This window comes from Paludibacterium flexuosum (assembly GCF_037076605.1).
Classification (GTDB): Bacteria; Pseudomonadota; Gammaproteobacteria; order Burkholderiales; family Chromobacteriaceae; genus Paludibacterium.
In genome coordinates this window covers 144,004-170,171 of record NZ_AP029060.1, presented here as the reverse complement: position 1 = coordinate 170,171, position 26,168 = coordinate 144,004, and the positions used below count along the sequence as shown (strand labels likewise).

General features: G+C 61.8%; 26 protein-coding genes and 1 tRNA gene. 15 read left to right on the top strand and 12 right to left on the bottom strand.

Going from position 1 to position 26,168, the window contains the following annotated elements:
• The first annotated feature begins 5 nt into the window (after positions 1 to 5).
• Positions 6 to 914: a LysR family transcriptional regulator gene (locus tag AACH39_RS00750; protein ID WP_215776750.1), complete on the top strand. Its 909-nt coding sequence runs from the start codon at positions 6 to 8 to the stop codon at positions 912 to 914.
• Here the strand turns inward: AACH39_RS00750 and AACH39_RS00745 are convergent, their stop codons facing one another.
• The 6 genes from AACH39_RS00745 to AACH39_RS00720 form a co-directional block, all read right to left on the bottom strand.
• Positions 915 to 2,594, bottom strand: coding sequence for a winged helix-turn-helix domain-containing protein (locus AACH39_RS00745; RefSeq protein WP_338620691.1), 1,680 nt, complete (start codon positions 2,592 to 2,594; stop codon positions 915 to 917).
• Positions 2,595 to 2,746: 152 nt separating this feature from the next.
• Complete coding sequence (locus tag AACH39_RS00740; protein ID WP_338620690.1) at positions 2,747 to 3,082, bottom strand: hypothetical protein; 336 nt, start codon at positions 3,080 to 3,082, stop codon at positions 2,747 to 2,749.
• 146 nt (positions 3,083 to 3,228) lie between these two features.
• Positions 3,229 to 3,969 (bottom strand): AraC family transcriptional regulator, encoded by a 741-nt coding sequence (locus AACH39_RS00735; RefSeq protein ID WP_215776758.1) that lies wholly within the window; start codon positions 3,967 to 3,969, stop codon positions 3,229 to 3,231.
• A gap of 204 nt (positions 3,970 to 4,173) precedes the next feature.
• Positions 4,174 to 4,752, bottom strand: a complete 579-nt coding sequence (locus AACH39_RS00730; protein WP_215776760.1) for a DinB family protein — start codon at positions 4,750 to 4,752, stop codon at positions 4,174 to 4,176.
• A 102-nt stretch (positions 4,753 to 4,854) separates the two neighbouring features.
• Positions 4,855 to 4,930 (bottom strand) — tRNA-Asn (locus AACH39_RS00725).
• Positions 4,931 to 5,005: 75 nt separating this feature from the next.
• Positions 5,006 to 8,050: an Rne/Rng family ribonuclease gene (locus tag AACH39_RS00720; protein WP_338620689.1), complete on the bottom strand. Its 3,045-nt coding sequence runs from the start codon at positions 8,048 to 8,050 to the stop codon at positions 5,006 to 5,008.
• A gap of 498 nt (positions 8,051 to 8,548) precedes the next feature.
• Between AACH39_RS00720 and AACH39_RS00715 the strand changes: the two genes are divergently transcribed.
• The 8 genes from AACH39_RS00715 (at position 8,549) to AACH39_RS00680 (ending at position 14,522) form a co-directional block, all read left to right on the top strand.
• Positions 8,549 to 9,487, top strand: coding sequence for an RluA family pseudouridine synthase (locus tag AACH39_RS00715; RefSeq protein ID WP_215776764.1), 939 nt, complete (start codon positions 8,549 to 8,551; stop codon positions 9,485 to 9,487).
• Complete coding sequence (locus tag AACH39_RS00710) at positions 9,484 to 10,143, top strand: HAD-IA family hydrolase (protein WP_338620688.1); 660 nt, start codon at positions 9,484 to 9,486, stop codon at positions 10,141 to 10,143. Before AACH39_RS00715 ends, AACH39_RS00710 begins: the two co-directional genes overlap by 4 nt.
• The gene (locus AACH39_RS00705; RefSeq protein WP_215776769.1) at positions 10,119 to 10,508 is read left to right on the top strand and encodes a Rieske 2Fe-2S domain-containing protein; all 390 of its coding nucleotides are present in this window, start codon (positions 10,119 to 10,121) and stop codon (positions 10,506 to 10,508) included. Before AACH39_RS00710 ends, AACH39_RS00705 begins: the two co-directional genes overlap by 25 nt.
• Positions 10,505 to 11,440, top strand: a complete 936-nt coding sequence (locus AACH39_RS00700) for a S49 family peptidase (RefSeq protein WP_215776772.1) — start codon at positions 10,505 to 10,507, stop codon at positions 11,438 to 11,440. Before AACH39_RS00705 ends, AACH39_RS00700 begins: the two co-directional genes overlap by 4 nt.
• A 27-nt stretch (positions 11,441 to 11,467) precedes the next feature.
• Positions 11,468 to 12,313, top strand: coding sequence for a flagellar motor protein MotD (motD, locus tag AACH39_RS00695; protein WP_215776774.1), 846 nt, complete (start codon positions 11,468 to 11,470; stop codon positions 12,311 to 12,313).
• A 24-nt stretch (positions 12,314 to 12,337) separates the two neighbouring features.
• On the top strand, positions 12,338 to 12,928 hold the full coding sequence (locus AACH39_RS00690) for a malonic semialdehyde reductase (protein WP_215776777.1): 591 nt from the start codon (positions 12,338 to 12,340) through the stop codon (positions 12,926 to 12,928).
• A 62-nt stretch (positions 12,929 to 12,990) separates the two neighbouring features.
• Positions 12,991 to 14,025 carry a quinone-dependent dihydroorotate dehydrogenase gene (locus AACH39_RS00685; protein WP_215776779.1) on the top strand — a complete coding sequence of 345 codons (1,035 nt, stop codon included), beginning with the start codon at positions 12,991 to 12,993 and terminating at the stop codon, positions 14,023 to 14,025.
• A 29-nt stretch (positions 14,026 to 14,054) separates the two neighbouring features.
• Entirely contained in the window at positions 14,055 to 14,522 is a 468-nt protein-coding gene (locus AACH39_RS00680) for a glycine zipper 2TM domain-containing protein (protein ID WP_215776781.1), read from the top strand.
• A gap of 44 nt (positions 14,523 to 14,566) precedes the next feature.
• Here AACH39_RS00680 and AACH39_RS00675 read toward each other — a convergent pair whose 3' ends face one another.
• Genes AACH39_RS00675 through fur form a run of 3 tightly spaced genes read right to left on the bottom strand, consistent with a single transcriptional unit; the run spans position 14,567 to position 16,429 of the window.
• Positions 14,567 to 15,304: an arginyltransferase gene (locus tag AACH39_RS00675; RefSeq protein WP_338620687.1), complete on the bottom strand. Its 738-nt coding sequence runs from the start codon at positions 15,302 to 15,304 to the stop codon at positions 14,567 to 14,569.
• Positions 15,291 to 15,992: a leucyl/phenylalanyl-tRNA--protein transferase gene (gene aat / locus AACH39_RS00670; RefSeq protein WP_215776786.1), complete on the bottom strand. Its 702-nt coding sequence runs from the start codon at positions 15,990 to 15,992 to the stop codon at positions 15,291 to 15,293. Before aat ends, AACH39_RS00675 begins: the two co-directional genes overlap by 14 nt.
• Positions 15,992 to 16,429, bottom strand: a complete 438-nt coding sequence (gene fur, locus AACH39_RS00665) for a ferric iron uptake transcriptional regulator (RefSeq protein ID WP_252346059.1) — start codon at positions 16,427 to 16,429, stop codon at positions 15,992 to 15,994. The genes aat and fur overlap by 1 nt, the downstream gene beginning before the upstream one ends.
• 97 nt (positions 16,430 to 16,526) lie before the next feature.
• Between fur and AACH39_RS00660 the strand changes: the two genes are divergently transcribed.
• The 6 genes from AACH39_RS00660 to AACH39_RS00635 all read left to right on the top strand — a co-directional run bounded on the left by AACH39_RS00660 (position 16,527) and on the right by AACH39_RS00635 (position 21,356).
• On the top strand, positions 16,527 to 16,907 hold the full coding sequence (locus AACH39_RS00660) for an outer membrane protein assembly factor BamE (RefSeq protein WP_338620685.1): 381 nt from the start codon (positions 16,527 to 16,529) through the stop codon (positions 16,905 to 16,907).
• A complete protein-coding gene (dapB, locus tag AACH39_RS00655) occupies positions 16,904 to 17,713 on the top strand; it encodes a 4-hydroxy-tetrahydrodipicolinate reductase (protein ID WP_215776791.1) in 810 nt (269 codons plus the stop codon). The genes AACH39_RS00660 and dapB overlap by 4 nt, the downstream gene beginning before the upstream one ends.
• A 13-nt stretch (positions 17,714 to 17,726) precedes the next feature.
• Positions 17,727 to 18,707 (top strand): iron ABC transporter permease, encoded by a 981-nt coding sequence (locus AACH39_RS00650; protein WP_215776794.1) that lies wholly within the window; start codon positions 17,727 to 17,729, stop codon positions 18,705 to 18,707.
• Positions 18,700 to 19,479, top strand: coding sequence for an ATP-binding cassette domain-containing protein (locus AACH39_RS00645; RefSeq protein ID WP_338620684.1), 780 nt, complete (start codon positions 18,700 to 18,702; stop codon positions 19,477 to 19,479). Before AACH39_RS00650 ends, AACH39_RS00645 begins: the two co-directional genes overlap by 8 nt.
• Positions 19,480 to 19,586: 107 nt before the next feature.
• Complete coding sequence (gene ampH, locus AACH39_RS00640; RefSeq protein WP_215776799.1) at positions 19,587 to 20,702, top strand: D-alanyl-D-alanine-carboxypeptidase/endopeptidase AmpH; 1,116 nt, start codon at positions 19,587 to 19,589, stop codon at positions 20,700 to 20,702.
• A 75-nt stretch (positions 20,703 to 20,777) separates the two neighbouring features.
• Positions 20,778 to 21,356: a hypothetical protein gene (locus AACH39_RS00635; protein WP_338620683.1), complete on the top strand. Its 579-nt coding sequence runs from the start codon at positions 20,778 to 20,780 to the stop codon at positions 21,354 to 21,356.
• A gap of 13 nt (positions 21,357 to 21,369) precedes the next feature.
• On the opposite strand, the gene AACH39_RS00630 is transcribed toward AACH39_RS00635, so the two are convergent.
• From AACH39_RS00630 to AACH39_RS00620, 3 genes are all read right to left on the bottom strand, one after another.
• Positions 21,370 to 22,887, bottom strand: coding sequence for a SpoVR family protein (locus AACH39_RS00630; RefSeq protein WP_215776804.1), 1,518 nt, complete (start codon positions 22,885 to 22,887; stop codon positions 21,370 to 21,372).
• Between the two features lie 12 nt (positions 22,888 to 22,899).
• Positions 22,900 to 24,174 carry a YeaH/YhbH family protein gene (locus AACH39_RS00625; protein WP_215776806.1) on the bottom strand — a complete coding sequence of 425 codons (1,275 nt, stop codon included), beginning with the start codon at positions 24,172 to 24,174 and terminating at the stop codon, positions 22,900 to 22,902.
• 62 nt (positions 24,175 to 24,236) lie between these two features.
• On the bottom strand, positions 24,237 to 26,165 hold the full coding sequence (locus AACH39_RS00620; RefSeq protein ID WP_215776808.1) for a PrkA family serine protein kinase: 1,929 nt from the start codon (positions 26,163 to 26,165) through the stop codon (positions 24,237 to 24,239).
• Between the last annotated feature and the right edge of the window lie 3 nt (positions 26,166 to 26,168).

The following is a 26,168-nucleotide window of genomic DNA, read 5'->3' as shown; positions in this document are numbered from 1 at the left end:
GCCCCATGAAATCACTTTGGAATATCCAGGCCTTCTGTACGGTGGTGGAGAAAAAGAGCTTCATCCTGGCCGCGCGAGCCCTCGGCGCCTCGCCCAGCGCCGTCACCCGGGCCGTTCAGGCGCTGGAAAACGAAATGAGTACCTTGCTGCTGGCGCGATCAACGCGGCAATTCAGCCTGACGCCGGCCGGTGAGCTGTATTACGAGTCGGCACGGCAGATCCTGCAGATTCAGGAAGAGGCCGATGATGAACTGTCACGGCTGAATGCCGCGCCCAGAGGCTGGCTGCGCCTGGCCGCACCACACAGTCTGTCCTGCCATATCCTGCCCCTGGCTTTGCACAGCCTGAGCACGCACTACCCGGAGCTGCGCTTCGATGTGCGCTACAGCGATGTCATGCTGGACCCGGTACAGGAGCAGCTGGACCTGGTGATTCGCGGCGCCTTCCCGGTGGATAGCGAGCTGATCGGTTATCCCCTGTGGGGCTATCGTCGCTACCTGTATGCCAGTCCGGCCTATCTGGCGCGTCACGGCGAGCCCGCCCAGCCGGAGGCACTGGGCGAACACGCCATCCTGATGCATACGGCGCCTCGCATTCTGCGCTCCTGGAACTTTCTTGGCGATACGCGCGCCGTGAGTCTGAACATGCGTGCCAGCCATCGTTTTGACAACGGGCTGGCACTCCTGTCGGCAACCGAAGCCGGACTGGGGATCGCCCGTCTCTCCGACTGGCTGGCGGAACCGCTGGTGCAGGCAGGACGCCTGCAGCGGATTTGCCCGGCCTTCCGCCTGGTCTCGGCACGCGGCGAGGATCCGCAGATTCATGCGGTCGCCGCACAGCGCCGGCTGCCGGCACGTTCGCGCCTGCTGCTCGATGCCTTGCGGCAGCACCGTCCGGACACTGCTTTCGGCTGATCAGAGCCAGCAGGTCTCGGAGGATTCGCTGGCGAGGAAAGTCGTCATCGCCGGCAGATGCCGTGCCAGCGGCCACCAGGTGCAACGCTGTTCACGCGCCACCCGGATCAGGGCACGGGCGCGATTCTCATCACCCAGCGCCAATGCCAGTACAGCCAGCAGCCCCGGACAGCCATAACGGATGCGGATCTCCCCCATCCAGCGTGACAGCATCTCATGCCCGTCGCCCGCCTGACTGCCTACCGCCGCGACGATTAACTGCAGAATCCTTTCCGGCATGCCATTCGGCGCGGTTTGCACCGCCAGCCCGGCCTGCAGATTCGCCTGATCGTGCCGCTCCAGTGATGCCAGTACCAGCCCATGCATGGCGAGGAACAGGGGCGAAGGCGGCGTCTGCTCCATCTGACGCTGGGCGAACAGATGCGCCTCTTCGTCCCGCCCCATGACATGCAGCCCCCACATCTTGAAAATCAGCAAAGGGCTCAGGCCACCATCACGAGCCAAACCCGCATTGAGACGGTCCAGCGCCAGCTCGTTTTCCCCCTGGGACAGGCGATACATGGCCTGGTACAGGCACACCTCGGCCGGCGTTCCGGCCTGCTGCGCCTGGCGCAACAGGCCGGCGGCAACGCCTTCGGTATCACTGGACAGCCGGGTCAGCCAGGCCATCAGCGCCAGCGCGCTGGGTTGCCCCGGCGCCAGACTGAGGACTTTTTCCAGCAAGGGTCTCGCCTCGCTGAAAGCCCGGGCAGGCCAGATCATCCCCTGCATGGTTTGTGCCAGCATGGTTTCCGCCATGGACACCATGGAGGGCACATGCAATGGGTCCTGCATCAATCCCATCTGCAGATACTGCTGCGCCATGTTGAGATCACCATGATCGCGGCGACGCAGACAGCGCCGTGCCATCACATGAGCCACCATGACTTCGCCATTGCCTTCGCTGAGTACATCGGTCCCCGGCTGCGTCAGACGGGCCAGCACACGCTCGGCCACCGCCGCCATGCGTTGCGGCCAGGTTTCGGCATTGCCGGGCAGAAAGGTCTCGCGCAGCAACAATTGCTGACTACTGGCATCCACTAACTCAACGGTCAGCAGGCGCTGGCTGCCATCCTGGCAAAAGTCACCGGTCAGATAACAATCCAGCTCCAGCTGTCGGCACAGAGACAGCAGCTCCTCAGGGCGATCGTGTCCGCGGGTAAGAATGGCCGGTACCAGCGAAATCCCCGGCTGAGGACGTTCAGCAAACGCATCCATCAGGCGGGCATGCAACAGCATGGCTTCACGAGCTTCTCCACCGGAGAAAGGCAAAATGGCCAGTTTGTATCCCTGGGACGGATGGCGCTGACGCTGCACTGGTGTGACTGGCTTGCAGAAACGATAGCCCTTGCCGTACACGGTCTCGATGAACTTGTTGTTCTTGGATTCGCGCAGCAAGCGTCGTAAAGAATAGATACAGCGGGTCAGCGACTCATCGCCCACAAGGTTGTCACCCCAGACTTTGTCAATGATGAAATTCTTGTGAACCAGATTGCCCTTGCCTTCCAGCAAGGTAATCAAAACCTGCAGCTCTTTGGGCGGAATAGACACATCCTGGCCATGAAAACTCATCGCCCCATTGGCATGCAGGACGAAGTCATCAAAAAGATAATCATGGTTCAATACATGATCCCTGCTCATAGCTCACTACCATCCCGGATGATTGATTTTGATTCGGTGATGTAGGGGTCGGAAACCCGCACATCCATTCCGGGCAATCATGAAGAGATTGGTAAGAATCCCCTATCGGAGAACTCTGAAAGCAATGAAGGGAACTGATCGAAAGATCAGTTTCAGAGGTAGTCCGTGGGCTGTCGCGCCTGCTTGACCAACAGGTTTGGTGCTGGTTGCAGCAACTCGGCCAGTCGGATCAGCCGCTGTGCACACTCAACCCGCCCTCCCAGCCGGCAGGAGTGCGCCATGGCGCGCAGATAGTCAGGCCGATGCCAGTCCAGCAGACACAGGGCGCGCAGGACCCGATCGGCCTCCGCCTGACGCTGCTGAAGGTGCAGCATGCCGACGCAATCCTCAAGTGAAAACCCCGACCACTCGATCTCCTGTACGTCCCCCGCCGAGACCTGTACCAGTCTGTCCTGCTCGCCCATCCCGACCTCCGCTTTGCCTGCCATTGGAAAGAACCCTCCCCGGCGCCAGGCTCGGGGAAGTGCAGGCAGCGTAAAGTGACCGTGTCGAAGGAGATTGCAGATTCCGCTCATTGACGAGCGAATCAGGAGTCGCTATGAGCCGAAAGGTCATGCCGGGAAACAGAGTCGATTCAGACGGGCTGAGTCCTGCCCAGCAGCCACTGAGGGCTGACGCCTAGCTGACGACGCGCATCATTCGACAGGTGCGAGGACGAGGCATAGCCGTATTGCATGGCCAGCGAGGTCAGGGAGACCTCCCGACAGATGGCATCCAGGATGGTACGCCGCAGTCGCCAGGTCATCATGGCAGATTTGGCACTTTGCCCCAGGGCGTCATGGGCCAGCCGACGAAAATGCGAGGCCGACAGCCCATAGCGACGGGCGAGCTGAGCCAGGGGCACCGCCTGCTCGTGTTCGGCCAGCAAGTGGCGGATCAGTCCATACCCCTCGCAGCGTCGCAAGCGTTGCAGCAGCGAGTGAAACAAAGGGTCGCGGCCAAACAGCCACATGCGCAGGAACCAGTTCTCGAAAGTCTGGGGAGAGGCATGGCAGGGGATGGTCAGGCAGGCCGGCAGCTTCGCGGCAGGCAGGGGGATGGTGCGCCAGTGCTCGACAAATGCCAGCAGGCGGCAAACCCATGGCAGGGGGATCGCCCAGCCTTGTGGCTCACCAGCCAGAGGATGGACCACCCCCTGATCCGCGACGAAGAGCATGCCGCGCCCCGGAGCGAGGATCAGGCGGCGCTCGCCATCCGGTGTCAGCAGACGGAGGCGGCCATCATGGCAAGTGTTCAGAATCAGCAGCAAGCTGCCGGAAACGATGGGCCAGCACGGATCCTGACCTGACAGACTGATTCGCTTGATCGTATGCATGAAAATCTCCCGCAGTGACATGATTGCAGGCGTCAGACGCCATTCGTAACAGCTTATTGAAACTGTATAAATAATCATGACGATATTGCCAACAATCGCATGTTCAGCAGGGGTCTGCAGCAGACAACGGCATGATTCATGTCGATCAAGCGGGAAAAACATCATGCAGCTGACCGAATGGTCAGCAAGGGCCACCTCACCGCCTCAGCGGGGAACAGACCACAAATCGGCCTCGCACCAGCCCAGTTCGGCCAGATCTCCGGCGCGGGCCGCCTCATCGTCGGCGCGGAAAAAATCGTCCAGCTGCGGCGGTGCCACGCGGGTGCCGGCCAGCATGGCATGAATTTGCCCGCGGTGATGGATCTGGTGCTGGAACAGGTGCGCCAGCAGACGCGCCCGGTTGCCATAGCGAAGTCCTTGCGCATTGCCGCCTAGCAGGGGCAATCCCAGCATGTCATCTCGACACTGACGACAATAGGCGATCAGTCGCTCGCCGGCCTCGCGCAGCAGAGGGTCCAGCTGCGCCAGGGTGATCAGCTCGGTACCATCGGCGGAAAAATCGGGTCGAAAGTCGAACTTGCCGACCAGATCGTGCTCCAGCAGCGACAGATAGCTCTGATCGACGACCAGCAGATGCTGAAACGTCTCACGCAGGGAAGGGAAAAAGCTGCAACGCGGTGCAATATAGTCATCCTGACTCAGCGACGCACAGGCTTTCAGCAAGCGGTGATTGGCCCAGGCATTGTTATAGGCCATGCTCAGAAAATGTTGATTCAGATTCATGCTTCGTCCTCTCGGTTTGCCCCCCATCTTAGCGGGTTTGGCTGGGGAAGGACGAGCATAACGAAAAACCCCAGTCATTGCTGACTGGGGTTTTGAATGGGGTGGCTCCCCGAGCAGGGCTCGAACCTGCGACCTGCGGATTAACAGTCCGTCGCTCTACCAACTGAGCTATCAGGGAATCGCCTGAGAGACACGTATCTTACAGATGCCCCTCGGTAGTGTCAAGCCCCTTTTTATCGGGGCCAGACTCTTTTTATTGCTGCTCGCCGCGGGTCTCGACTTGCTGCAGGGAAACCTCTGCTGCTGCAGGTGCTTGTGCCTGGCGCAAGGCATCGCGACGGCGCAGCCCGGCAACCGGCTCTTCTGCCGGCGCCACGTCAGCCACCGGTGCGCTGGCACGGGTATTGACCATCACCAGCCCACCCAGATCCAGCGGCTTGGCCGGCTCGGCCACGACCGGCGCAGCCTTGGCTTCGACGACCGGCTCGACCTTGGCTTCGACGACCGGCTCGACCTTGGCTTCCACAACCGGCTCGGCCGCCTGTACTTCGGCAATCACCAGCGGCTCGGCCGCGACCGGCACAGCCACCGGCTCGCTTACCGTTTCGGCAACCACCACCGGCGTCGTCTCGACAGGCTCGGGCTGGGCCACACTGACCACCGGCTGAGCCGATTCGACCGCCGGGGCCTCCACGGCCGGGGAGTCTACGATCTGGGCAGCCACCACCGGGCTGTCGACCACGGCCGGGACTTCGTGCTCGACCGCCAGCGGCGCGACCGGCTCTTCCCTGACCACGACAACCGGCTGAGTCACATCCACCGACTCGGCCGACACAACATCAACCTGCGGGGCGGCCTCGACGACCGGGGCAATAACGGGTACCGGTACGGCTTCAACCACCGGCTGGGCGATCACTTCGCCGGAAATCTGTTCCGACACAAGCTGCTCGCCTGCCGCTTGCTCAGCGCCACCCTGCTCTGCATTGTTCTGCTCGCTGTTGTCGCGACGACGACCACGGCTGCGGCGACGACGGCTACGCTCACCGCGCTCGGCATTCTCGGTCTGCTCGGCAGCCACCGGCTCCGCACCAGCTTCGACGACGCCGGTCTTGAGCACTTCCGGCTGGGTTTCTTCCACCGGCAGCGGCTGGCGGCGACGCGATTGCGGTTCAGCCTGACGCGGGGCGCGTTCGCTGCGAACGCTTTCGCCCGTCACATCGTTTTCACGATTCTCGCGCGGCTCACGTTCACGGCGCTGACGCGGTTCATTGCGCTCCGGACGTTCCTGACGTTCGTTGCGTTCCTGACGCTCGTTACGTTCCGGACGTTCGGTTCGCTCCTGACGCTCGCTGCGTTCCGGACGCTCAGCGCGCTCCGGACGAGAAGCATTGCGGCCTTCCACACGCGTTTCTGCCTGAGCGGCACCGGCGTTGCGGCGACGGTTCTCTTCACCAGCAGGCTGCGGACGGCGCTCGTCGCGCTGCTCGCGGCGACCCTGCTGTGCCGGGCGACGGTCATTGCCACGGCGCGGCGGACGCTGAGCCTCGCGCACTTGCGGGGTTTTCTTCGCCGGCTGAGCCTGCGGCGCCTCATCGCTGCCGAACAAGCCCTTCAGCCAGCCACCCAGGCGGGTCAGCAGGCCCGGCTCTTCAACCACGGCACGGGCGGCAGGACGGGCAGCCGATTGCGGTGCCGGCTGTTGCGGGGTAATCCCCTTGACGGCCGCTTCCTGACGCTCGACCTTCGGCTTTTCCTGGCCGAAATTGGTCACGATGTCTTCTTCCTGCACTTCGACACGGCTGTAGCTCGGCGCATCGCCCAGCTCGGTCAGGTCGTCATGGCGCAGGCGCACGATCTTGTAGTGCGGCGTTTCCAGATAGATGTTCGGGATCAGCACCACGCTGACATCCAGGCGCTCTTCGATCATGTGGATCTCGGCGCGCTTCTCGTTCAGCAGGAAGGTGGCCACGTCCACCGGCACCTGAGCATGCACGGCACCGGTATTTTCCTTCATCGCCTCTTCCTGGATGATGCGCAGGATATGCAGGGCGGAGGATTCGGTACCACGGATGAAGCCGATGCCATGGCAACGCGGGCACGGCTGGTGACTGGTTTCACCCAGCGAAGGCTGCAGGCGCTGACGCGACAGCTCCAGCAGGCCGAAACGCGACAGCTTGCCCATCTGGACGCGGGCGCGGTCGTGCTTGAGCACGTCACGCAGGCGGTTTTCGACATCACGCTGGTTCTTGGTGCTTTCCATGTCGATGAAGTCGATGACGATCAGGCCACCGAGGTCACGCAGACGCAGCTGGCGGGCAATTTCTTCGGCCGCTTCCAGGTTGGTCTTGAAGGCGGTTTCTTCGATGTCGGCACCCTTGGTGGCACGTGCCGAGTTGACGTCGACCGAGACCAGGGCTTCGGTATGGTCGATCACGATGGCCCCGCCGGACGGCAGCTGGACGCTGCGCGAGAAGGCGGTTTCGATCTGGTGTTCGATCTGGAAGCGCGAGAACAGCGGCACCTGGTCCTTGTACAGCTTGACCCGGCTCAGGGTATTGGGCATGACATGGCTGATGAACTGACGGGCCTGGTCATGGATTTCTTCGGTATCGATGAGGATTTCACCGATATCGGCATGGTAGTAATCGCGGATGGCGCGAATCACCAGACTGCTTTCCTGCAGGATCAGGAACGGTGCGCTCTGGGCGCCGGCGGCACCTTCGATGGCGCGCCAAAGTTGCAGCAGGTAACCCATGTCCCACTGCAGTTCTTCGAAGTTACGGCCGATGCCGGCGGTGCGGGCGATCAGGCTCATGCCCTGCGGCACTTCCAGCTGGGCGAGCAGGTCTTTCAGCTCCTGGCGCTCTTCCCCTTCGATGCGGCGCGACACGCCACCACCACGCGGATTGTTGGGCATCAGCACCAGGTAACGACCCGCCAGGCTGATATAGGTAGTCAGGGCCGCGCCCTTGTTGCCGCGCTCGTCCTTTTCCACCTGGACGATGACTTCCATGCCTTCGCGCAGGACATCCTGGATGCGCGGGCGGCCGCCATCATAGTTCTGGAAATAGGTACGGGAGACTTCCTTGAACGGCAGAAAGCCGTGACGTTCGGTGCCGTAGTCGACAAAGCAGGCTTCGAGCGACGGCTCAATACGGGTGATGACGCCCTTGTAGACGTTCCCCTTGCGCTGCTCCTTGCCCACGGTTTCGATATCAAGGTCAACGAGCTTTTGCCCGTCGACAATCGCAACGCGCAGCTCTTCGGCCTGCGTTGCGTTAAAAAGCATGCGTTTCATCTTATTTTTCCTTGCGCGGCACTCACGCAAGGGCACAGCAAGTATTTGACGGCCCAGTGGCTAAAATGGGCGCTTTCCGAAAGAAGTGTCTGTATAAAGAACAAGGTAAATCAATATATCAAGCCGACTTCCTGAAGTACGTCACACGGACGATGCTGTGATTTCTGCCGTGCGCCGATCCGTCCTGCGAGGACCTTTCGACGCCGTGTCGCCCGTGCCGGGTCAAACTTTGCCATGGTATCTCCTGACTGGCTTATGCATCAGGGGATGGAATACTGGTGAGTGCGCTATGTGTCCAAATGCATTACCATCGCTGCTTTTCGGTGAGCGAGTTAACCTTGGCTGCATGCGCAGATTGCGGCGTCAGGTCAGGGCCATCGCCCTGCCGGCCGTATTGCTGCACAGCAGCAGCGTCTATGAGCGGACACCGCTCGCGACCTTGCTCTGCAGGTTTTGCCGCGACCATTTTTTTGGTCAAGCGCAGGAAGTATAAGCAAAATGACTGATATTCGCAAAGATTCCGTGTCCTTCCACCAGGTCGGGGAAGATGGCGCCGGACAACGCATCGACAACTATCTGGTACGCCTGCTCAAAGGCGTGCCGAAAAGCCATATTTACCGCATCCTGCGTTCCGGTGAAGTACGGGTCAACAAGGGCCGTGCCGACGCCTCGCGCCGGCTCGAGCTGGGCGATACCCTGCGCATTCCGCCGATCCGGCTGGCAGAGCGCGACGAGCGTCAGGTACCCGGCGCCACCTTCCCCGTCGTGTATGAAGACGAGGCCATGCTGGTGATCGACAAACCGGCCGGCGTAGCCGTGCACGGCGGCAGCGGCGTGTCTTTCGGTGTCATTGAACAACTGCGTCGCGGCCATCCCGAATATCGTTATCTGGAGCTGGTGCATCGCCTCGACCGCGAGACCTCCGGCCTGCTGATGCTGGCCAAGAAACGCTCGGCACTGGTCAAACTGCACGACATGATGCGCGACAACGTGCCGGACAAGCGCTATCTGGCCCTGGGTGTCGGCCACTGGGACGCGCAGAAAAAGCACGTCAAGCTGCCCCTGTTCAAGTTCACGACCGGCGATGGCGAGCGCATGGTCAAGGTCGCCGACGGCGACGAGGGGCTGAGCGCGCACACCATTTTTGCGGTCGAACAGCGCTTCAGCGAGTTCACACTGGTCGAAGCCCGGTTGCGTACCGGCCGGACCCACCAGATCCGCGTCCATATGGCAGCCAGCGGCTGTCCGATTGCCGGCGACGAGAAATATGGCGACTTTGCCCTGAACAAGCAGCTGCAGAAACGTGGGCTGAAACGCATGTTCCTGCATGCACGGCGCCTGAGCCTGCCCCACCCGCTGACCGGCGCCCCGCTGCTTCTCGAAGCCCCGCTGCCCGCCGAATTGCAACGTTTCCTCGACAGCCTGCCCACATCATGAACCAGCCGCTGCAACTGATCGTCTTTGACTGGGACGGCACCCTGATGGACTCCACCGGCCACATCACCCACGCCATCCGTCAGGCCAGCGCCGAGCTGGGTCTGCGCGTCCCGGCGCTGCATCAGGCACGCGCGGTGATCGGCCTGAGCCTGGTCGAGGCGCTGGCCACCGCCTGCCCTGACCTGCCACCCAGCCGCTACCCGGAAATGGTCGCTGCCTATCGCAAGCATTTCTTTACCGGTGATGAACATATCGAGCTGTTTGACGGCGTACGCGAAGCCCTGGCGGCGCTGTCCGCGCGCGATGTGATGCTGGCCGTCGCCACCGGCAAGAGCCGGCGCGGGCTGGAGCGCGCCCTGCAGAGCAGCGGACTGGGCGACTACTTTGCCGCCACCCGTACGCAGGATGACTGCCCGTCCAAACCGCATCCGGCCATGCTGCTGGAGCTGATGGATCAACTGGGCGCCGACCCGGCCTGTACCCTGATGGTCGGCGACACCAGCCACGACCTGCGCATGGCCGAAGCGGCGGGCACACTGGCCGCCGGGGTACTCGGCGGCGCGCATGAGAGAGAGGCGCTGGCCCGCTGCCCGTCCCTCGGCCTGTTTGACGACTTCCGGAGTCTGCACGCATGGCTGATGACCAGGATTGCCTGATCTGCCCCTCCGAAGACCTGCCCGAGCGCGGACGCGGCCAGCGCTTCCTTTTTCCCGCATCGCCCCAGCCCCTGCCGGCCTTTGTCATCCGCTACCGGGGCAAGGTTTATGGCTATCTCAATGCCTGCCGCCACATTCCGGTCCAGATGGACTGGCAGGATGGCGAGTTTTTCGACCTGAGCGGGCACTACCTGATCTGCAGCATGCATGGCGCCCGCTACCTGCCGGACAGCGGCCTGTGCGTCGGCGGCCCCTGCCAGGGGCAAAGCCTGATTCCCGTGATCACCAAAGAGTCAAACGGGATGATATATTATGTCAAACCAATCACCGCGCCTGACCGGCCCGAACCCGGAGTCACCGAGTGAGCGATCAAAACTGGGAACGCACCCTGCTGGAACAACTTGCCAGCGCCGCCCTGATTGAACAGCGCCGCAGCCGGCGCTGGAAAATCTTTTTCCGCCTGGCCTGGCTGGCCGTCTTCGCCGCCATCGCTGCCAGCATGCTGTGGAGCAATGAAGAAAAATCCGTTTCGCGCCTGACCGGCAACGGCCACGCCGCCATCCTCAACCTGCAGGGCGAGATCAGCAGCGAGAACAATACCGCCGACAAGCTGATTCAGGGCCTGGCCGATGCCTATGCCGACAAGGGCACGCGCGGCATCATCCTGCAGGCCAACAGCCCGGGCGGCAGCCCGGTCCTGTCCGGCATGGTCTATGACGAGATCCGGCGCCAGAAGAAGCTGCACCCGGCGATTCCGGTCGTGGTGGTGGTAGAAGAGATGTGTGCCTCCGGCTGCTACTATATTGCCAGTGCAGCCGACCGCATTTACGTCGACAAGGCCAGCATCGTCGGGTCGATCGGTGTGCTGTCCGACGGTTTCGGCTTTACCGGGCTGATGGACAAGCTGGGGGTGGAACGCCGCCTGAAGACCGCCGGGGAAAACAAGGCGATGGGCGACCCCTTCTCGCCGGTGAACCCCAAACAGGAAGCCATCCGCCAGCAGTTGCTGGATGACATCCATGCCCAGTTCATCAAGGCAGTGCGTGATGGCCGCGGTCAGCGCCTGAAAGAAACGCCGGACATGTTCAGCGGCATGGTCTGGCTGGGCGAGCGCAGCATTCCGCTGGGTCTGGCGGATGCCTACGGCACCGTGGCCTCGGTGACGCGCAACGAGTTCAAGACCGATCAGACGGTGGACTTCACACCGCAGGATGACCTGTCCAGCAGGGTGGCACGCCGCTTCGGCGTGGCGTTCAGCGCTGGCATCAAGAGTCTGTTCGACCCGCGCTTGCTGTAACAGCGGCGCATCGCAGAGGAATACGACATGGCACGCAAGTTACCGGAAGATCATGACAACCACGAGCGCTGGCTGGTCTCCTACGCCGACTTCATCACCCTGCTGTTTGCTTTCTTCGTCGTGATGTACGCCATTTCCTCGCTCAACGAGGGGAAATACCGCGTCCTGTCGACTTCGCTGGTCAATGCCTTTCGCTCCGGCAGCAACATCACCCTGAACACCACACCGCCGTCCGGCAGCGCCAACACCCTGGTCCAGGTGCCGGAAACCAAACCGATCGCCAAGGCCATCCAGAGCGATGCCCTGCTGCGCGAGCAGGCCAAACTGGGCAAGCTGGCGGCCGACATGCGCCGGGTGCTGGAGCCGCTGGTCAAGGGCGGACAGGTCAAGATTTCGCAGACCAACAAGGGCATCGAGATCGAAATCAAGGACAGCGCCCTGTTCCAGACCGGCCAGGCACAGCCCTCCAGCGCCTCGATCAGCGTCATGACCCAGCTGGCGGCGCTGCTGACCCACGTGGACAACTCGGTCAGCGTGGAAGGCTTTACCGATAATGTGCCGATCCGTACCGCCAACTTCCCGTCCAACTGGGAACTGTCCGCCGCACGTGCCGGCAGTGTGGTGCGCCTGTTCCAGGAGAATGGCGTCACGCCGCAGCGACTGGTGGCCGTCGGCCGTGCCGAGAACATGCCGGTCGCAGACAACGGCAGCAACGAAGGACGCGCGCGCAATCGACGGGTATCCATCACCGTCCTGACCAACGATGTGTCATCGTCGCCCGGCCAGTCGATCCCGGTTGAACAAATGAAGGCGCTGCAGGATTTTGCCGCTTCGGCACCGCAAGCCGCCCTTCCCGCCGCACCAACGCCCTGAAACCCGGCAACACGGAGACCCAGCATGACCACCCCCATCGGCAAATCGGCTCTGGATCAGTTGTTCTTCAATGCCCGTACCCACAGCCACTGGCAGAAGCGCCCCGTATCCGAGGACCTGCTGCACCAGCTGTTCGAACTGCTCAAGCAGTGCCCGACCAGTGCCAACTGCTCGCCGGCCCGGCTGGTTTTCATTACCAGCAGCGAGGCCAAGGCGCGTTTGCTGCCCTGCCTGGCTGAAGGCAATGTGGAAAAAACCCGCGAAGCCCCCGTGACCGTGATTGTCGGCATGGATCTGAATTTTCATCAGCATCTGCCGCGGCTGTTTCCCCATGCCGATGCCCAGAGCTGGTTCAACGGCCATGATGAGCTGATCCGGGCCACGGCCATGCGCAACAGCTCGCTGCAGGGTGGCTATCTGATTCTGGCGGCACGGGCACTCGGTCTGGATTGCGGTCCGATGTCGGGCTTCGATGCCAACCTGGTCAATGCCGAGTTCTTCCCGGAGGGCAATGTCCACGCCAACTTCCTCATCAACCTGGGCTACGGTGAAGCCAGCAAGCTCTATGGCCGCTCGCCAAGATTCCACTTCGACGAAGTCTGCCAGATCCTGTAAAATCGCCCGCGATTCCCTTCCATGCCCGGCCATGCCGGGCATTTTGCTGGAGACGACCCGCGATGCTCTACCCGCTGTTACGCCCCCTGCTGTTCCGCCTCGACCCGGAAAAGGCCCACGAACTCACCCTGACATCGCTGGAACTGACCCACCGTCTGCACCTGATGCGCCTGGCGGCCCCCGCCGCGGTGCAGGCGCCGGTCCAGGCCATGGGACTGACCTTCGCCAATGCTGTCGGGCTGGCGGCCGGGCTGGACAAGAATGGCGCCCACATCGACGCCCTGTTCGACATGGGCTTCGGCTTTGTCGAGATCGGCACCATCACGCCGCGTGCACAGCCCGGCAACGACAAGCCGCGCATGTTCCGGGTTGTCGAGCACGAGGGCATCATCAACCGCATGGGCTTCAACAATCTCGGCGTCGACACGCTGATTGACCATGTGCGCAGCCGGCGCAGTCGCGGTGTCCTGGGGATCAATATCGGCAAGAATGCCAGCACGCCGATCGAGCGGGCTGCCGACGATTACCTGGCCTGCATGGACAAGGTGTATGAGCATGCCAGCTATATTGCCGTCAACATTTCCTCGCCCAACACCAAGAATCTGCGGCAACTGCAGCAGGGCGACGAGCTGTCGGCCCTGCTGGGGGCGCTCAAGACCCGTCAGGCCAGCCTGGCTGACCGATATGGGCGCCATGTGCCGCTGGCGGTCAAAATCGCCCCCGACCTTGAGAGCGGGCAGATCAGCGAGGTGGCGCGCCTGCTGTGCGAGCACCGGATCGACGGCGTGATCGCCGGCAATACCACACTGGCCCGCGAGGCCATTGCCGGTCATCGCCATGCCGGCGAAGCCGGCGGGCTGTCGGGCAAGCCACTGACAGACAAGGCCACGGCACTGATCAGACAATTGGCCATGGAACTTGATGGCGCTTTGCCTATCATAGGCGTAGGTGGTATTTTGTGCGGTCGTGATGCCACAGACAAAATCCATGCTGGCGCGACACTGGTACAACTGTACAGCGGCCTGGTCTATCGCGGCCCCGGTCTGATTGCCGAATGTGCCCGCGCCATCGCGAATACACCGCCAACACAGGCCTGAACCGGATTCGACTCAAAGGGAGACTTTACATGACCAATAAAACACTGATGCTTGCCATGAGCGCGCTGATCAGCGCCGGCATCCTGACTGGCTGTGCCAGCAACGACTCTTCCATGGTGTACTCGCAAAACCAGATGCGCCAGGCACAGAGCGTGCAGCTGGGTACTGTGGTTTCGGTTCATCCGGTCAAGATGGAAGGCAGCAATAACGAGCTGCTGACCCTGGGTGGCGCGGCGCTGGGCGGCCTGGCCGGCAGCAACCTGGGCAATGGCAGCAAGGCCAATGCCGCCGGCGCCATCGTAGGCGCCCTGGCTGGCGGCTTCGGGGCCAACGCGGCGCAAAAAGCCGTTGGCACCAAGAACGCGCTGGAAATCACGGTCAAACTGGACAGTGGCCGCATGGTCTCCATCGTGCAGGACGCCGATGTGCAGTTCGAGGTCAAGCAGCGCGTGCGCGTGCTGTCTGGCCGTGGCACCGACCGGGTGGTTCCGTTCTGAGCTTCCCCGCCAGATGACAAAACGCCCCGCTAGCGGGGCGTTTTTCATTTTGTCAGACCGGGATCGAAAGGCGTCCAGCGACCACTCTGCAACTTTTCCAGCGGCCGGTAGGCCGCCTTATAGGCCATCTTGCGGCTCTCGCCGATCCAGTAGCCAAGGTAAAGATGGTTCAGCCCCAGCTGACGTGCGAGGTCGATCTGCCACAGGACGTTGTACACCCCGTAGCTGGCCGGGTGATCCTCCGGCTCGTAAAAGGTATAGACCGCCGACAGACCATCATCCAGACGGTCGATCAGACTGACCATCTTCAACACCTCGCCCAGACGGAACTCCGCCAGCCAGCTCTCCACCCCGCTCTTGAGAATGAATTCGGCATACTGCGCCGGATCATCCTCCGACATGCCGCCCCCCCGATGCCGGGCGGCCTGGTAACGACGGTAAAGATCATAATGCTCGGCGCTGTAGCGCAACGGCGTTAATTGCACCGACAGGTCGGCATGCTGCTTCCAGGCCCGGCGCTGACTGCGGTTGGGCTGAAAATCCGCCACCGGCACCCGCACCGGCACACAGGCCTGACACATGTCGCAATAGGGACGATAGGTGTAATGGCCGCTGCGACGAAAGCCCAGCTGGACCAGTTGACTGTAGACACGACGATCGATCGACTCGGCGGGAATGGCCACCTGGGAACGCGCCTCGCGCCCGCTCAGATAGCTGCAGGCATAGGGCGCCGTCGCGTAGAAATGGATGGCCACGAACTGGCCGGCATCACGATGGCTCATTGCGGTATCGGTATTCCCACAGGTTGGTCGGTTGCGCCAGGGCAAGCTGCTCTTTCAGAGTAGCAAGAAACTCGCGACGTGAAACCTGCCGAGCCCCCAGGCTTGCCAGATGATCGGTATACATCTGGCAATCGATCAGACCGCACCCGCCGGCGGCCAGATGGCGCACCAGATGGACAAAGGCCAGTTTCGATGCATCACGGCGCCGGGCAAACATCGACTCACCAAAAAACACCCCGCCGAGCGAGATGCCGTACAAGCCCCCCGCCAGCTCGCCATCCACCCAGGTCTCACAACTGTGGGCATGGCCCAGCGCATGCAGACGGCAATAGGCGTCAATCATCTCCGGCACGATCCAGGTCCCGCGCTGACCATGGCGCGGCGCACTGCAGGCGGTCATCACCTCGCGGAAGGCCGTATCGACACGAATTTCATAGCGGGTATTGCGCAAGGTTTTGCCGAGAGAGCGGCTGACCTTGAGATTGGCCGGATACAGCACCATGCGCGGCGCCGGACTCCACCAGAGAATCGGCTCATCCGGGCCATACCAGGGAAAGATGCCCTGCGAATAGGCCGCCAGCAAGCGTTGCGGCGACAGGTCACCGCCTGCAGCCAGCAGGCCGGGCGGATCCGCCAGCGCCGTATCGGGAGAGGGGAAAACCGGGGAACGACCCAGCCAGGGCAGCATCAGGCCTCCTGACCGGCTCCATCCTTGGCCAGGCATTCCGGGCATTCGCCATACATGTAAAGCGCATGCTCCATGATGCGAAAGCCGTGTTCGCCGGCGATCCGGTCCTGCAGGGCTTCGATCTCGGGATCAAAGAACTCGACCACCCGGCCGCACTGCACACAGACCATGTGATCGTGGTGACCGCCCTGATTGAGCTCGTAGACGGCCTTGCCGGTTTCGAAGTGGTGACGCACCAGAATGCCGGCCTGCTCGAACTGGGTCAGCACTCGGTAAATGGTGGCCAGACCGATGTCGATATTCTCGGCCAGCAGGGCACGATACACATCCTCTGCGGACATGTGGCGCAATCCGGCAGTTTCGAACAAATCCAGGATTTTCAACCTGGGGCCGGTTGCTTTCAGACCGATATCTTTGAGGTGACTGGCTTGGCTCATCGTGATATAAAGTGGCATCAGATTTAGGCCATAATAATGCCTTTTGGCTGGTTTGCCTAATTCATCCCGAATTTTTCGCTACCTGTTGTGGAGTCACATGCGCGCCCTGACCTTCGTCGCCGTCATAGCCCTTTCTGGCTGCACCTATCTCAATCCCGCAAACTGGCATGCCTACCATATGGAGATCCAGCAGGGCAACCTGATCACCCAGGATGATGTCGCCCGCCTGAAGCTCGGCATGACCCGCTCGCAGGTACGGTTCGTGCTCGGTACCCCGCTGATTGCCGACAGCTTCCACGCCAACCGTTGGGACTACAAATACCAGTTGTTCAGCAACGGCCAGAAAGTGGCAGACAAGCTGCTGACCGTCACCTTCACCGATGACAAGCTCAGCAAGATCGATGGCGATGCCATGCCGGCAGAAGTCCCGACGCCCTCGCTGAACGCTTCCGCGCCTGCCGTGGCACTGAAGCCATGAGTGCATTGAAGGTTGTCATCGTCGGCGCCGGCGGACGCATGGGCCGCAGCCTGATCGAAGCCGTACTGGAAAGACCGCAGGAATTCCGTCTCCATGCCGCACTGGATCGCCCGGATGCGCCGCAGATCGGGCAGGATGCCGGGCTGATGTCCGGACTGAACACCGGCGTACCGGTTACCCATGATGTGCAAGCCGCCCTGGCCGAAGCCGACGTGCTGATCGACTTTACCCGTCCGGAGGCCACCCTGACCTATCTCGAAGCCTGCCGGCAACACAAGGTCAACATGATCATCGGCACCACCGGCTTTGACGCGGCAGGCAAGCAGGCCATCGAAGCGGCGGCCGGAGACATCGGCATCGTGTTTGCGCCGAACTTCAGCGTCGGCGTGAACCTGACCTTCAAACTGCTCGATATCGCCGCACGCGTTCTGTCGGAAGGCTACGACATCGAAATCATCGAAGCACACCATCGCCACAAGGTTGACGCCCCCTCCGGTACCGCCCTGCGCATGGGCGAGGTGGTTGCCGATGCCCTGGGGCGCGATCTGGAAAGCTGTGCCGTCTATGGCCGCGAGGGGCATACCGGTGCACGTGATCCGTCGACCATCGGTTTTGCCACCGTGCGCGGCGGCGATATCGTCGGCGACCACACGGTGATGTTCGCCACCCAGGGCGAACGCGTCGAAATCACCCACAAGGCTTCCAGCCGTGCCACCTTCGCCCAGGGCGCCGTTCGCGCCGCGGGCTGGCTGGCGCAACACCAGCGTGGCCTGTTCAGCATGCAGGACGTTCTGGGCCTCCGCTGAGGCATAAGTTTCGATGCGTCTGCTCTCCCTGGTACTGCTGCTGGCCACCGTCATTCTCCTGACGGTGGCGGCGGCGCTCTGCCTGACACCCGACGGACACCCTGCGCCGGTGCTCACCCTGCTGACCGGCACCCTGCCCGATATCGAACGCCAGTTGCTTTGGCAACTCCAGTTGCCGCGCCAGATTCTGGCCTTCCTGGCAGGCGCCCTGCTCGCTGCCGCCGGCAGTGCCATCCAGGCGCGCTTTCAGAATCCGCTGGCCGAACCCGGGCTGGTCGGCATCAGTGGCGGCGCCGCCCTGTCGGCGGCACTGGCCCTGCAATTCGCCCTGCCGGTTCCCCTGGTCTCCCTGCTGGCCTTCCTCGGCGGCCTGGGCGCACTCGGACTGACCTGCCTGATGAGCCGCAATGCCGCCGACGGAGAACGACTCATTCTGGCGGGCATTGCCGTCAACGCGGTCTTCGGCAGCTTGCTCACCCTGCTGATCACCACCCTGCCCGACGGCTCGCTGCGCACCATCACCTTCTGGCTGATGGGCAGCTTCGCCAACGCGGACTGGAACCAGGCCCGACTGTTCCTGCTGACCGCCCCGCTGCTCATCTGGCTGCTGTTTCGCGAATGGCGCCTGCTCAACGCCCTGCAGCTGGGCGCCCCCACCGCCTTCCATCTCGGCTTCGATGTCCGCAGGGGTGGCCTGCGCGTCATCCTGCTGGCCGCCATGGCCACCGCACTGGTGGTCTCGACCTGCGGTATGGTCGGCTTCATCGGTCTGATGGCACCCCACCTTGCCCGCCAGTTCATCGGCAGCCATGCCAGGCGCCTGCTGATTGCCGCACCGCTGATGGGCGGCTGGCTGGCGCTGCTGGCCGACTGGCTGGCTCACAGTGTGCTCTACCCGGTCGAGTTGCCGGTCGGCGTCATCACCAGTCTGGCCGGCGCCCCCTTCTTCCTCTGGTTGCTCTGGCAGAACAGTCAGCGGAGGCCCCATGCTTGAAGCACGTCAACTGGGACTGCAGGTCGGCGACAAGGTCCTGCTGGACGACATCTCGCTGCAGGCCGCCTGTGGTGAGCTGACCCTGATCATCGGGCCCAACGGCGCGGGCAAGAGCACGCTGCTGTCCCTGCTCTCCGGCCTGCAGCGCCCCAGCAGCGGACAGATCCGCCTGGGCAACCATGATCCGGCCGGCCTCGACGCCCGTGCGCTGGCCAGCCTGCGCGCAGTGGTCGAACAATACCCGGGCTGGCAGCCGGGCTTTACCGCGGCAGAACTGGTGATGATGGGCGGCTATCTGCATGACAGACAGGCCGCCGACTGGCGCCAGGCCATGCAACTGATGCAATGCGACCAACTGGCACAGCGCCGGCTCGAGACCCTGTCCGGCGGCGAACGACAGCGCGTCCATCTGGCGCGCGCCCTGTTGCAGCTCACCGGCTCCGGCGCGCCACAGCGCTACCTGCTGCTGGACGAACCGACTGCCGCGCTGGATTTCGGTCTGGCCGATGCGCTGATGCATCAGGTCCGTCACCTGGCACATACCTACCAGCTGGGCGTCATTGCCGTCGTGCATGACCTGAATCTGGCGATGCGCCATGCGGATCGGGTGCTGCTGCTACATGGCGGGCGGGCCGCGGCCTTTGGTCCCGCCAGCGAGGTGATGCAGAAAGCCAGGCTGGAAGCCATTTATGGCGTAAGACTTGCTGAATTAATCAGTAATGATGAACAACTACGTGCTTTTGTTCCTCTGGCAGGAACATCAGCCGATTGAAACCGTCTACCAGAGCGTAACGGACAAGACATCGATGGCGGCAGCCACTGCCGCCATGACAAACCGGCAGCCCGGATGACTGCCGCAGACTAGATCAGGAAAATAAATTGCAAACACGCCACCTTTTCCCGCTGGGACTGAGCATGGTACTCCTGCCCCAGTTCAGCCACGCTGCCACCGACAGCACCGACCGGCTGGTCGAGCAATACACCCGCCAGATGCAAGCCAGCAGCCGCCCGGTCGGCATGACCGTCGTCATTGTCGATGGCAACCGTACCTGGCAAAAATACCTCGGCGAAACCCGTTATGGTAATCGGACAGCTCCCAAAGCCGACACACTGATCCGCATCGCCTCGATCAGCAAGCTGTTCACCAGCGAAGTCCTGGTCGCCCTTGCCGCGGAGGGCCGGCTCAACCTGAACGACCCGCTGCAGAAATATGCACCGCAGGGCGTCACCGTCCCGCAAGGCAGCAAGGGCGAGACGATCCGGCTGGTCAATCTGGCCACCCACACCAGCGGACTGCCGCGCGAGATGCCCGGCATGCGCCCGGCCGATGCCCCGGTGTTTTCCTGGCCGACGCAGCAACAACGCTGGCAATGGATGAGCCAGGGCCGTCTCAATGCCGTGCCCGGCACCCGCGCCGCCTATTCCAATCTGGCCTTTGACTTTCTGGCCGACGCGCTGGCACGTGCCGGCGGCAAACCCTATGCCGAACTGCTGCGCAGCAAGGTCACCGCGCCGCTCGGCATGAGCAACACCACCTTCACCCCGAGTGCGGCACAATGCGCCCGCCTGATGCAGGGCATTGACGCCAGCCCCTGCACCCCCTCCCTGCCGGCCGATGGCAGTGGCGGCATCTACTCCACCCCGCATGACATGGCGCTGTGGCTGCAAGCCCAGCTGCATCCCCGAACCGCCGTGGCGCAGCGTGCCCAGCAGATGGTGTACCGCCGCAAGGACCTGCGGGCGGTCAATGGCATGGACCATGCCGGCCAGGCTGATGCCCTGGGCCTGGGCTGGGTGTACATGGAAGCCCGCAACGGCCAGCCGGCCATGCTGCAGAAAACCGGGGGCGGCGGGGGCTTCCTGACCTACGTTGCCATGGACCCGCAACACAAGGTCGGCGTCTTCGTCGCCATGACCCGCAGCCGCCATGTTTCACCGCGCGTGATGATCAATCAGGCCAACAAACTGGTCGCTGCGCTGGCCGGACAGCGCTGACGCTTTAAGAACCGGCGCATGGCGGCCCGGCAAGACGCGCGGCACACTGAGCCCCCTCACCAAGCTGGAGCCACCATGCGTCCGAATCCGTCTGCCGTCCTGCTGTGCGCCGCCCTGTCGGCAAGCAGCCTGTCTCTTGCTTCATCCATCGTGCCACCTTGCCAGGCCAGCCAGCTCAGCCTGGCACTGCTGGCGCGCGAAACCCCGGGCATGATGAAAGAACGCTGGCTGATCGCCATCACCAATCAGGGACAACAAGCCTGCCGACTATTGGCCCTGGCGCCACGCCTGAGCGCCGAAACCGCAACGGGTCCGACCGAACTGGCTGGCAGGCGCGCGCAAAAAGCCGGCTGGCTGACCCTGCAGTCCAATCATCGGCGTCCACTGATGGCTGCCAGCCGCATTGTCTGGTTCGGTGTCGAGCTGAGCCATGCCGATCCGGCAGACTTCCGGCAATTGCAAATCCGGCTGGCGGGCCTGGATACCTCGCCCTTCACCCTGGCCCTGGCGGGTAACAGTCAGGAAATCCATCACATCGGGGCACTGGCACGCGATATCAGGAAATGGCTGGGACAAAGTCGCTGCCAGCCGGGGAGCGGCTGGCAGGGAAGCGACTGGACGGTCAACCTGCAGCAAACCGTCCAGTGCGAGTGACAAACATCAGGCTTCAGGCAATCTGGTATTCCAGCGGCAGCGCCTTGGCCTCGTAGGTCTGGCAGACATGGCCGGTTTCATCCACGCTCTCCAGCCGCACATCAAAGCCCCACAGGCGGGCCACATGCTTGAGCACCTCCTCGGTACTGCTCTCCTCCAGCGGACGGCGCTGATACATGCTGTGCCGCAAGGTCAGGCTGCGGTCTCCACGCACATTGACCGACCAGACCTGGATATTGGGTTCGCGCGAACCGAGGTTGTACTGCTCGGACAGCTTCTGCCGCACCGCCTGATAGCCTTCGTCATCATGGATTGAGGTGATTTCCAGCTTGTCATCCAGGTCATTGTCGCGAATGCTGAACAAGCGGAAATGCCGGATCATGTTCGGTGACAGGTACTGCGAAATAAAGCTTTCATCCTTGAAATTACGCATGGCGAAATCCAGCACCTCGCGCCAGTTGCCACCGGCAATGTCCGGGAACCAGGCGCGATCCTCCTCGGTCGGCGCCTCGCAGATACGCCGGATATCCTGGAACATCGCAAACCCCAGCGCATACGGATTGATGCCGTTGTACCAGCGCGCCGTCACCGGCGGCTGATAGATCACATTGGTATGCGATTGCAGGAACTCCAGCATCGCCCCATCGGTAATCAGCCCCTTGTCGAACAGCCGGTTCATGATGGTGTAGTGCCAGAAAGTCGCCCAGCCTTCGTTCATCACCTGCGTCTGGCGCTGCGGATAGAAGTACTGCGCCACCTTGCGCACGATACGCACGATTTCACGCTGCCACGGCTCTAGCAGTGGCGCCGACTTCTCGATAAAGTACAGCAGATTCTCCTGCGGCTCCGGCGGGAAACGCAGACTGGCCTTGTCGGCATCGTCGCGCTCACGCCGCGGGATGGTGCGCCAGAGGTCATTGACCTGCATCTGCAGATAATGCTCGCGCTCCTCCTGCCGGGCCTGTTCCTTGGCCAGCGACAGCTTCTGCGGGCGCTTGTAGCGATCGACACCATAGCTCATCAGCGCATGGCAGGAGTCGAGCAGACTCTCCACCGCATCGATGCCATAACGCTCCTCGCAACGGGCGATATAGCTCTTGGCAAACACCAGGTAATCGATGATGGCCGAGGCATCGGTCCAGGTCTTGAACAGATAATTGCCCTTGAAGAAGGAATTGTGGCCATAGGCGGCATGGGCAATCACCAGCGCCTGCATGGTCATCGAGTTCTCTTCCATCAGATAGGCAATGCAGGGACTGGAGTTGATGACAATCTCGTAGGCCAGCCCCATCTGGCCGCGACGGTAGCTTTTCTCGGTCGAGACGAAATGCTTGCCGAACGACCAGTGGTGATAGTTGACCGGCATGCCCACCGAGGAATAGGCATCCATCATCTGTTCGGCAGTGATGATCTCCAGCTGAACAGGATACACATCCAGGCCGAACTCACCCACCGCAATATCGCGGATCTCGCGGTCATAGTCGTTGATCAGATCGAAGGTCCACTCGGAGCCGGTCGAAATCGGGGTCATGGCACGTCTCCTTCAGCGGTTGGTCGCAGGCTGACGCTTGAACAGCTCGCGGAACACCGGATAGATATCCGCCGCCGTATTGATCTTCTGCATGGCGAAGTGGCGGTTGCGTTCCTTGACGTTCAGATACTCGTACCACAGGTTCTGCGGATCACCGTCGGTAATTTCGATATAGGCGTAGTACTGGCAGTACGGCAGCAGCTGTTCTTCCAGAATGCGGGCGCAATTGGCCGAATCACTGTCCCAGTTGTCACCGTCCGAAGCCTGGGCGGCGTAGATATTCCAGTCACTGGTCGAATAGCGCTTCTGGATGACATCACGCATCAGGTTCAGCGCCGAAGACACCACCGTGCCGCCGGATTCGCGCGAATGGAAAAAGTCATGCTCGTCCACCTCCACCGCACTGGTATGGTGACGGATGAACACCACCTCGATCTTGTCGTAATTGCGCTGCAAGAACATGTACAGCAGGATGAAAAAGCGCTTGGCCATGTCCTTCTTGGCCTCATCCATCGAACCGGACACGTCCATCAGGCAGAACATCACCGCCTGACTGGTCGGCATCGGCAACTTGACCCGATTGTTGTAACGCAGGTCAAACGGATCGATGAACGGGATGCTGGCGATCTTCTCGCGCAACTGATGGATCCTGGCACGCCGCTCGCGCACCTCGATCGCCACGTCATCGTCGGACTCGATCAGGGCGTCGAGTTCTTCCTCGGCATCGTTGAGCTGATTGAGCGTCGGCGCCGCCATGGCCACCCGGCGCGCCAGTGCGCCACGCAGTGAGCGCACGATGCTGATATTGGTCGGCGTACCATCATTGGTATAGCCGGCACGCACCGACTTGAGCTCGTCGATGCCCATCAGCTGGGTCTTGATCAGATTCGGCAGCGCCAGATCATCGAAGAACACATTCATGAACTCTTCGCGCGACAGCTCGAAGGCGAAATCATCCTCGCCGGAGCCATCCTTGCTGGCCTTGCCGCCGCCACCGCCACCACCGCCGCCTTGCGGACGGTCGATACGATCTCCCCGGATGTAATCCTCGTTGCCGGGATGCACGTTCTCCCACACCCCGCCACGGCCATGATGGAATTGCGGTTCAGAAATATCCTTGACCGGAATCGACACTTTTTCACCGCTATCGATATCGGTAATGCTGCGCCCCTTGATGGCGCGCGAAACGGCCTCCTTGATTTGCGCCTTGAAACGGCGCAGGAATCGCTCGCGGTTGACCGCGGACTTGTTCTTGCCGTTGAGACGACGATCGATGAGATGGGACATGGCGACCTCGCTTGGGGCGCCCGTCCCGGGCGCCCCCCGTCAGGTTGGTTAGGGCCGTGCGTTCATGACGACTTGCGCACGCGCAGATACCATTCGCACAACAGCCGCACCTGCTTGGCGGTATACCCCTTCTCGACCATCCGATTGACGAAATCCTCGTGCTTCTTGGCATCCTCGGCACTGGCCTTGGCATTGAACGAGATCACCGGCAGCAGCTCCTCGGTATTCGAGAACATCTTCTTCTCGATCACCGTACGCAGCTTCTCGTAGCTGGTCCAGGTCGGATTCTTGCCACCGGCGCTGGCGCGGGCACGCAACACGAAGTTGACGATCTCGTTGCGGAAGTCCTTCGGATTGGAAATCCCCGCCGGCTTCTCGATCTTTTCCAGCTCGGCGTTGAGCGAGTTGCGGTCGAAGATCTCACCGGTATCCTGATCGCGGTATTCCTGATCCTGGATCCAGTAATCGGCAAAGGTCACATAACGATCAAAGATGTTCTGCCCGTATTCGGAGTAGCTCTCCAGATAGGCGGTCTGGATCTCCTTGCCGATGAACTCGACATACTTCGGCGCCAGATACTCCTTGATGAAGGACATGTAGCGCTGCTCGGTCTCGGCCGGGAATTGCTCACGCTCAACCTGCTGCTCCAGCACATACAGCAGATGCACCGGGTTGGCCGCCACTTCGCTGTGGTCGAAGTTGAACACCTTGGACAGGATCTTGTAGGCAAAACGGGTCGACAGGCCACTCATGCCCTCGTCCACGCCGGCAAAGTCACGGTACTCCTGCTGCGACTTGGCCTTCGGATCGGTGTCTTTCAGGTTTTCACCGTCATAGACCTGCATCTTGCTGTAGATGCTCGAGTTTTCCGGCTCTTTCAACCGCGACAGCACGGCAAACTGCGCCATCATTTTCAGCGTGCCCGGGGCGCAGGGCGCACGGCCCAGCGAAGAATTGGTGATCAGCTTGTCGTAAATGCGGATCTCGTCCTTGACGCGCAGGCAATACGGCACCTTCACGATGTAAATACGGTCAAGGAAAGCCTCATTGTTCTTGTTGTTGCGGAACTGCTTCCACTCCGATTCGTTCGAGTGCGCCAGGATGATGCCGTCAAACGGAATCGCGCCGAAGCCTTCCGTCCCCTTGAAGTTGCCTTCCTGGGTGGCGGTCAGCAGCGGGTGCAGCACCTTGATCGGCGCCTTGAACATTTCCACGAACTCGAGCAAGCCCTGGTTGGCCAGGCACAGCCCGCCGGAGTAGCTGTAAGCATCCGGATCGTCCTGGGCGTACTTCTCCAGCTTGCGGATATCCACCTTGCCTACCAGCGACGAGATATCCTGATTGTTCTCGTCCCCCGGCTCGGTCTTGGCCACCGCAATCTGGCGCAGCACGGAAGGATAACGCTTCACCACGCGGAACTGGCCGATGTCGCCATTGAACTCATGCAGGCGCTTGACTGCCCACGGGCTGGGAATCGGCTTCAGGTAGCGGCGCGGGATACCGTACTGTTCTTCCAGAATCGGACCGTCTTCCTCATAGTTGAACAGGCCAAGCGGCGACTCGTTGACCGGGGAGCCCTTCAGGCAATAGAACGGCACCAGCTCGGTCAGCTCTTTCAGTTTTTCCGCGATGGACGATTTGCCACCCCCCACCGGCCCCAGCAGATACAGAATCTGCTTCTTCTCTTCCAGGCCCTGAGCGGCGTGGCGGAAGTAGGCCACCACCTGCTCGATCACCTCCTCCATGCCGTAGAAGTCACGGAAGGCAGGGTAAACCTTGATGATCTTGTTGCTGAAAATACGCGACAGGCGGGAATCGTGACGGGTATCGACCAGCTCCGGCTCGCCGATGGCCATCAGCATGCGCTCCGACGCCGTGGCATAGGCCGCGGGCTCACGCTTGCACAATTCGAGATATTCCTGGATGGTGAATTCTTCTTCGCGGGTACGATCGTAGCGCGAGGCGTACTGACTGAAGATGTCCGGGTGCATGGC

Coding starts and splice junctions, on each gene's coding strand:
- AACH39_RS00750 (WP_215776750.1), top strand. CDS start 6: ATGAAATCACTTTGGAATATCCAGGCCTTCTGTACGGTGGTGGAGAAA.
- AACH39_RS00745 (WP_338620691.1), bottom strand. CDS start 2,594: ATGAGCAGGGATCATGTATTGAACCATGATTATCTTTTTGATGACTTC.
- AACH39_RS00740 (WP_338620690.1), bottom strand. CDS start 3,082: ATGGCAGGCAAAGCGGAGGTCGGGATGGGCGAGCAGGACAGACTGGTA.
- AACH39_RS00735 (WP_215776758.1), bottom strand. CDS start 3,969: ATGCATACGATCAAGCGAATCAGTCTGTCAGGTCAGGATCCGTGCTGG.
- AACH39_RS00730 (WP_215776760.1), bottom strand. CDS start 4,752: ATGAATCTGAATCAACATTTTCTGAGCATGGCCTATAACAATGCCTGG.
- AACH39_RS00720 (WP_338620689.1), bottom strand. CDS start 8,050: ATGAAACGCATGCTTTTTAACGCAACGCAGGCCGAAGAGCTGCGCGTT.
- AACH39_RS00715 (WP_215776764.1), top strand. CDS start 8,549: ATGACTGATATTCGCAAAGATTCCGTGTCCTTCCACCAGGTCGGGGAA.
- AACH39_RS00710 (WP_338620688.1), top strand. CDS start 9,484: ATGAACCAGCCGCTGCAACTGATCGTCTTTGACTGGGACGGCACCCTG.
- AACH39_RS00705 (WP_215776769.1), top strand. CDS start 10,119: ATGGCTGATGACCAGGATTGCCTGATCTGCCCCTCCGAAGACCTGCCC.
- motD (WP_215776774.1), top strand. CDS start 11,468: ATGGCACGCAAGTTACCGGAAGATCATGACAACCACGAGCGCTGGCTG.
- AACH39_RS00690 (WP_215776777.1), top strand. CDS start 12,338: ATGACCACCCCCATCGGCAAATCGGCTCTGGATCAGTTGTTCTTCAAT.
- AACH39_RS00685 (WP_215776779.1), top strand. CDS start 12,991: ATGCTCTACCCGCTGTTACGCCCCCTGCTGTTCCGCCTCGACCCGGAA.
- AACH39_RS00680 (WP_215776781.1), top strand. CDS start 14,055: ATGACCAATAAAACACTGATGCTTGCCATGAGCGCGCTGATCAGCGCC.
- AACH39_RS00675 (WP_338620687.1), bottom strand. CDS start 15,304: ATGAGCCATCGTGATGCCGGCCAGTTCGTGGCCATCCATTTCTACGCG.
- aat (WP_215776786.1), bottom strand. CDS start 15,992: ATGCTGCCCTGGCTGGGTCGTTCCCCGGTTTTCCCCTCTCCCGATACG.
- fur (WP_252346059.1), bottom strand. CDS start 16,429: ATGAGCCAAGCCAGTCACCTCAAAGATATCGGTCTGAAAGCAACCGGC.
- AACH39_RS00660 (WP_338620685.1), top strand. CDS start 16,527: ATGCGCGCCCTGACCTTCGTCGCCGTCATAGCCCTTTCTGGCTGCACC.
- dapB (WP_215776791.1), top strand. CDS start 16,904: ATGAGTGCATTGAAGGTTGTCATCGTCGGCGCCGGCGGACGCATGGGC.
- AACH39_RS00650 (WP_215776794.1), top strand. CDS start 17,727: ATGCGTCTGCTCTCCCTGGTACTGCTGCTGGCCACCGTCATTCTCCTG.
- AACH39_RS00645 (WP_338620684.1), top strand. CDS start 18,700: ATGCTTGAAGCACGTCAACTGGGACTGCAGGTCGGCGACAAGGTCCTG.
- AACH39_RS00635 (WP_338620683.1), top strand. CDS start 20,778: ATGCGTCCGAATCCGTCTGCCGTCCTGCTGTGCGCCGCCCTGTCGGCA.
- AACH39_RS00630 (WP_215776804.1), bottom strand. CDS start 22,887: ATGACCCCGATTTCGACCGGCTCCGAGTGGACCTTCGATCTGATCAAC.
- AACH39_RS00625 (WP_215776806.1), bottom strand. CDS start 24,174: ATGTCCCATCTCATCGATCGTCGTCTCAACGGCAAGAACAAGTCCGCG.
- AACH39_RS00620 (WP_215776808.1), bottom strand. CDS start 26,165: ATGCACCCGGACATCTTCAGTCAGTACGCCTCGCGCTACGATCGTACC.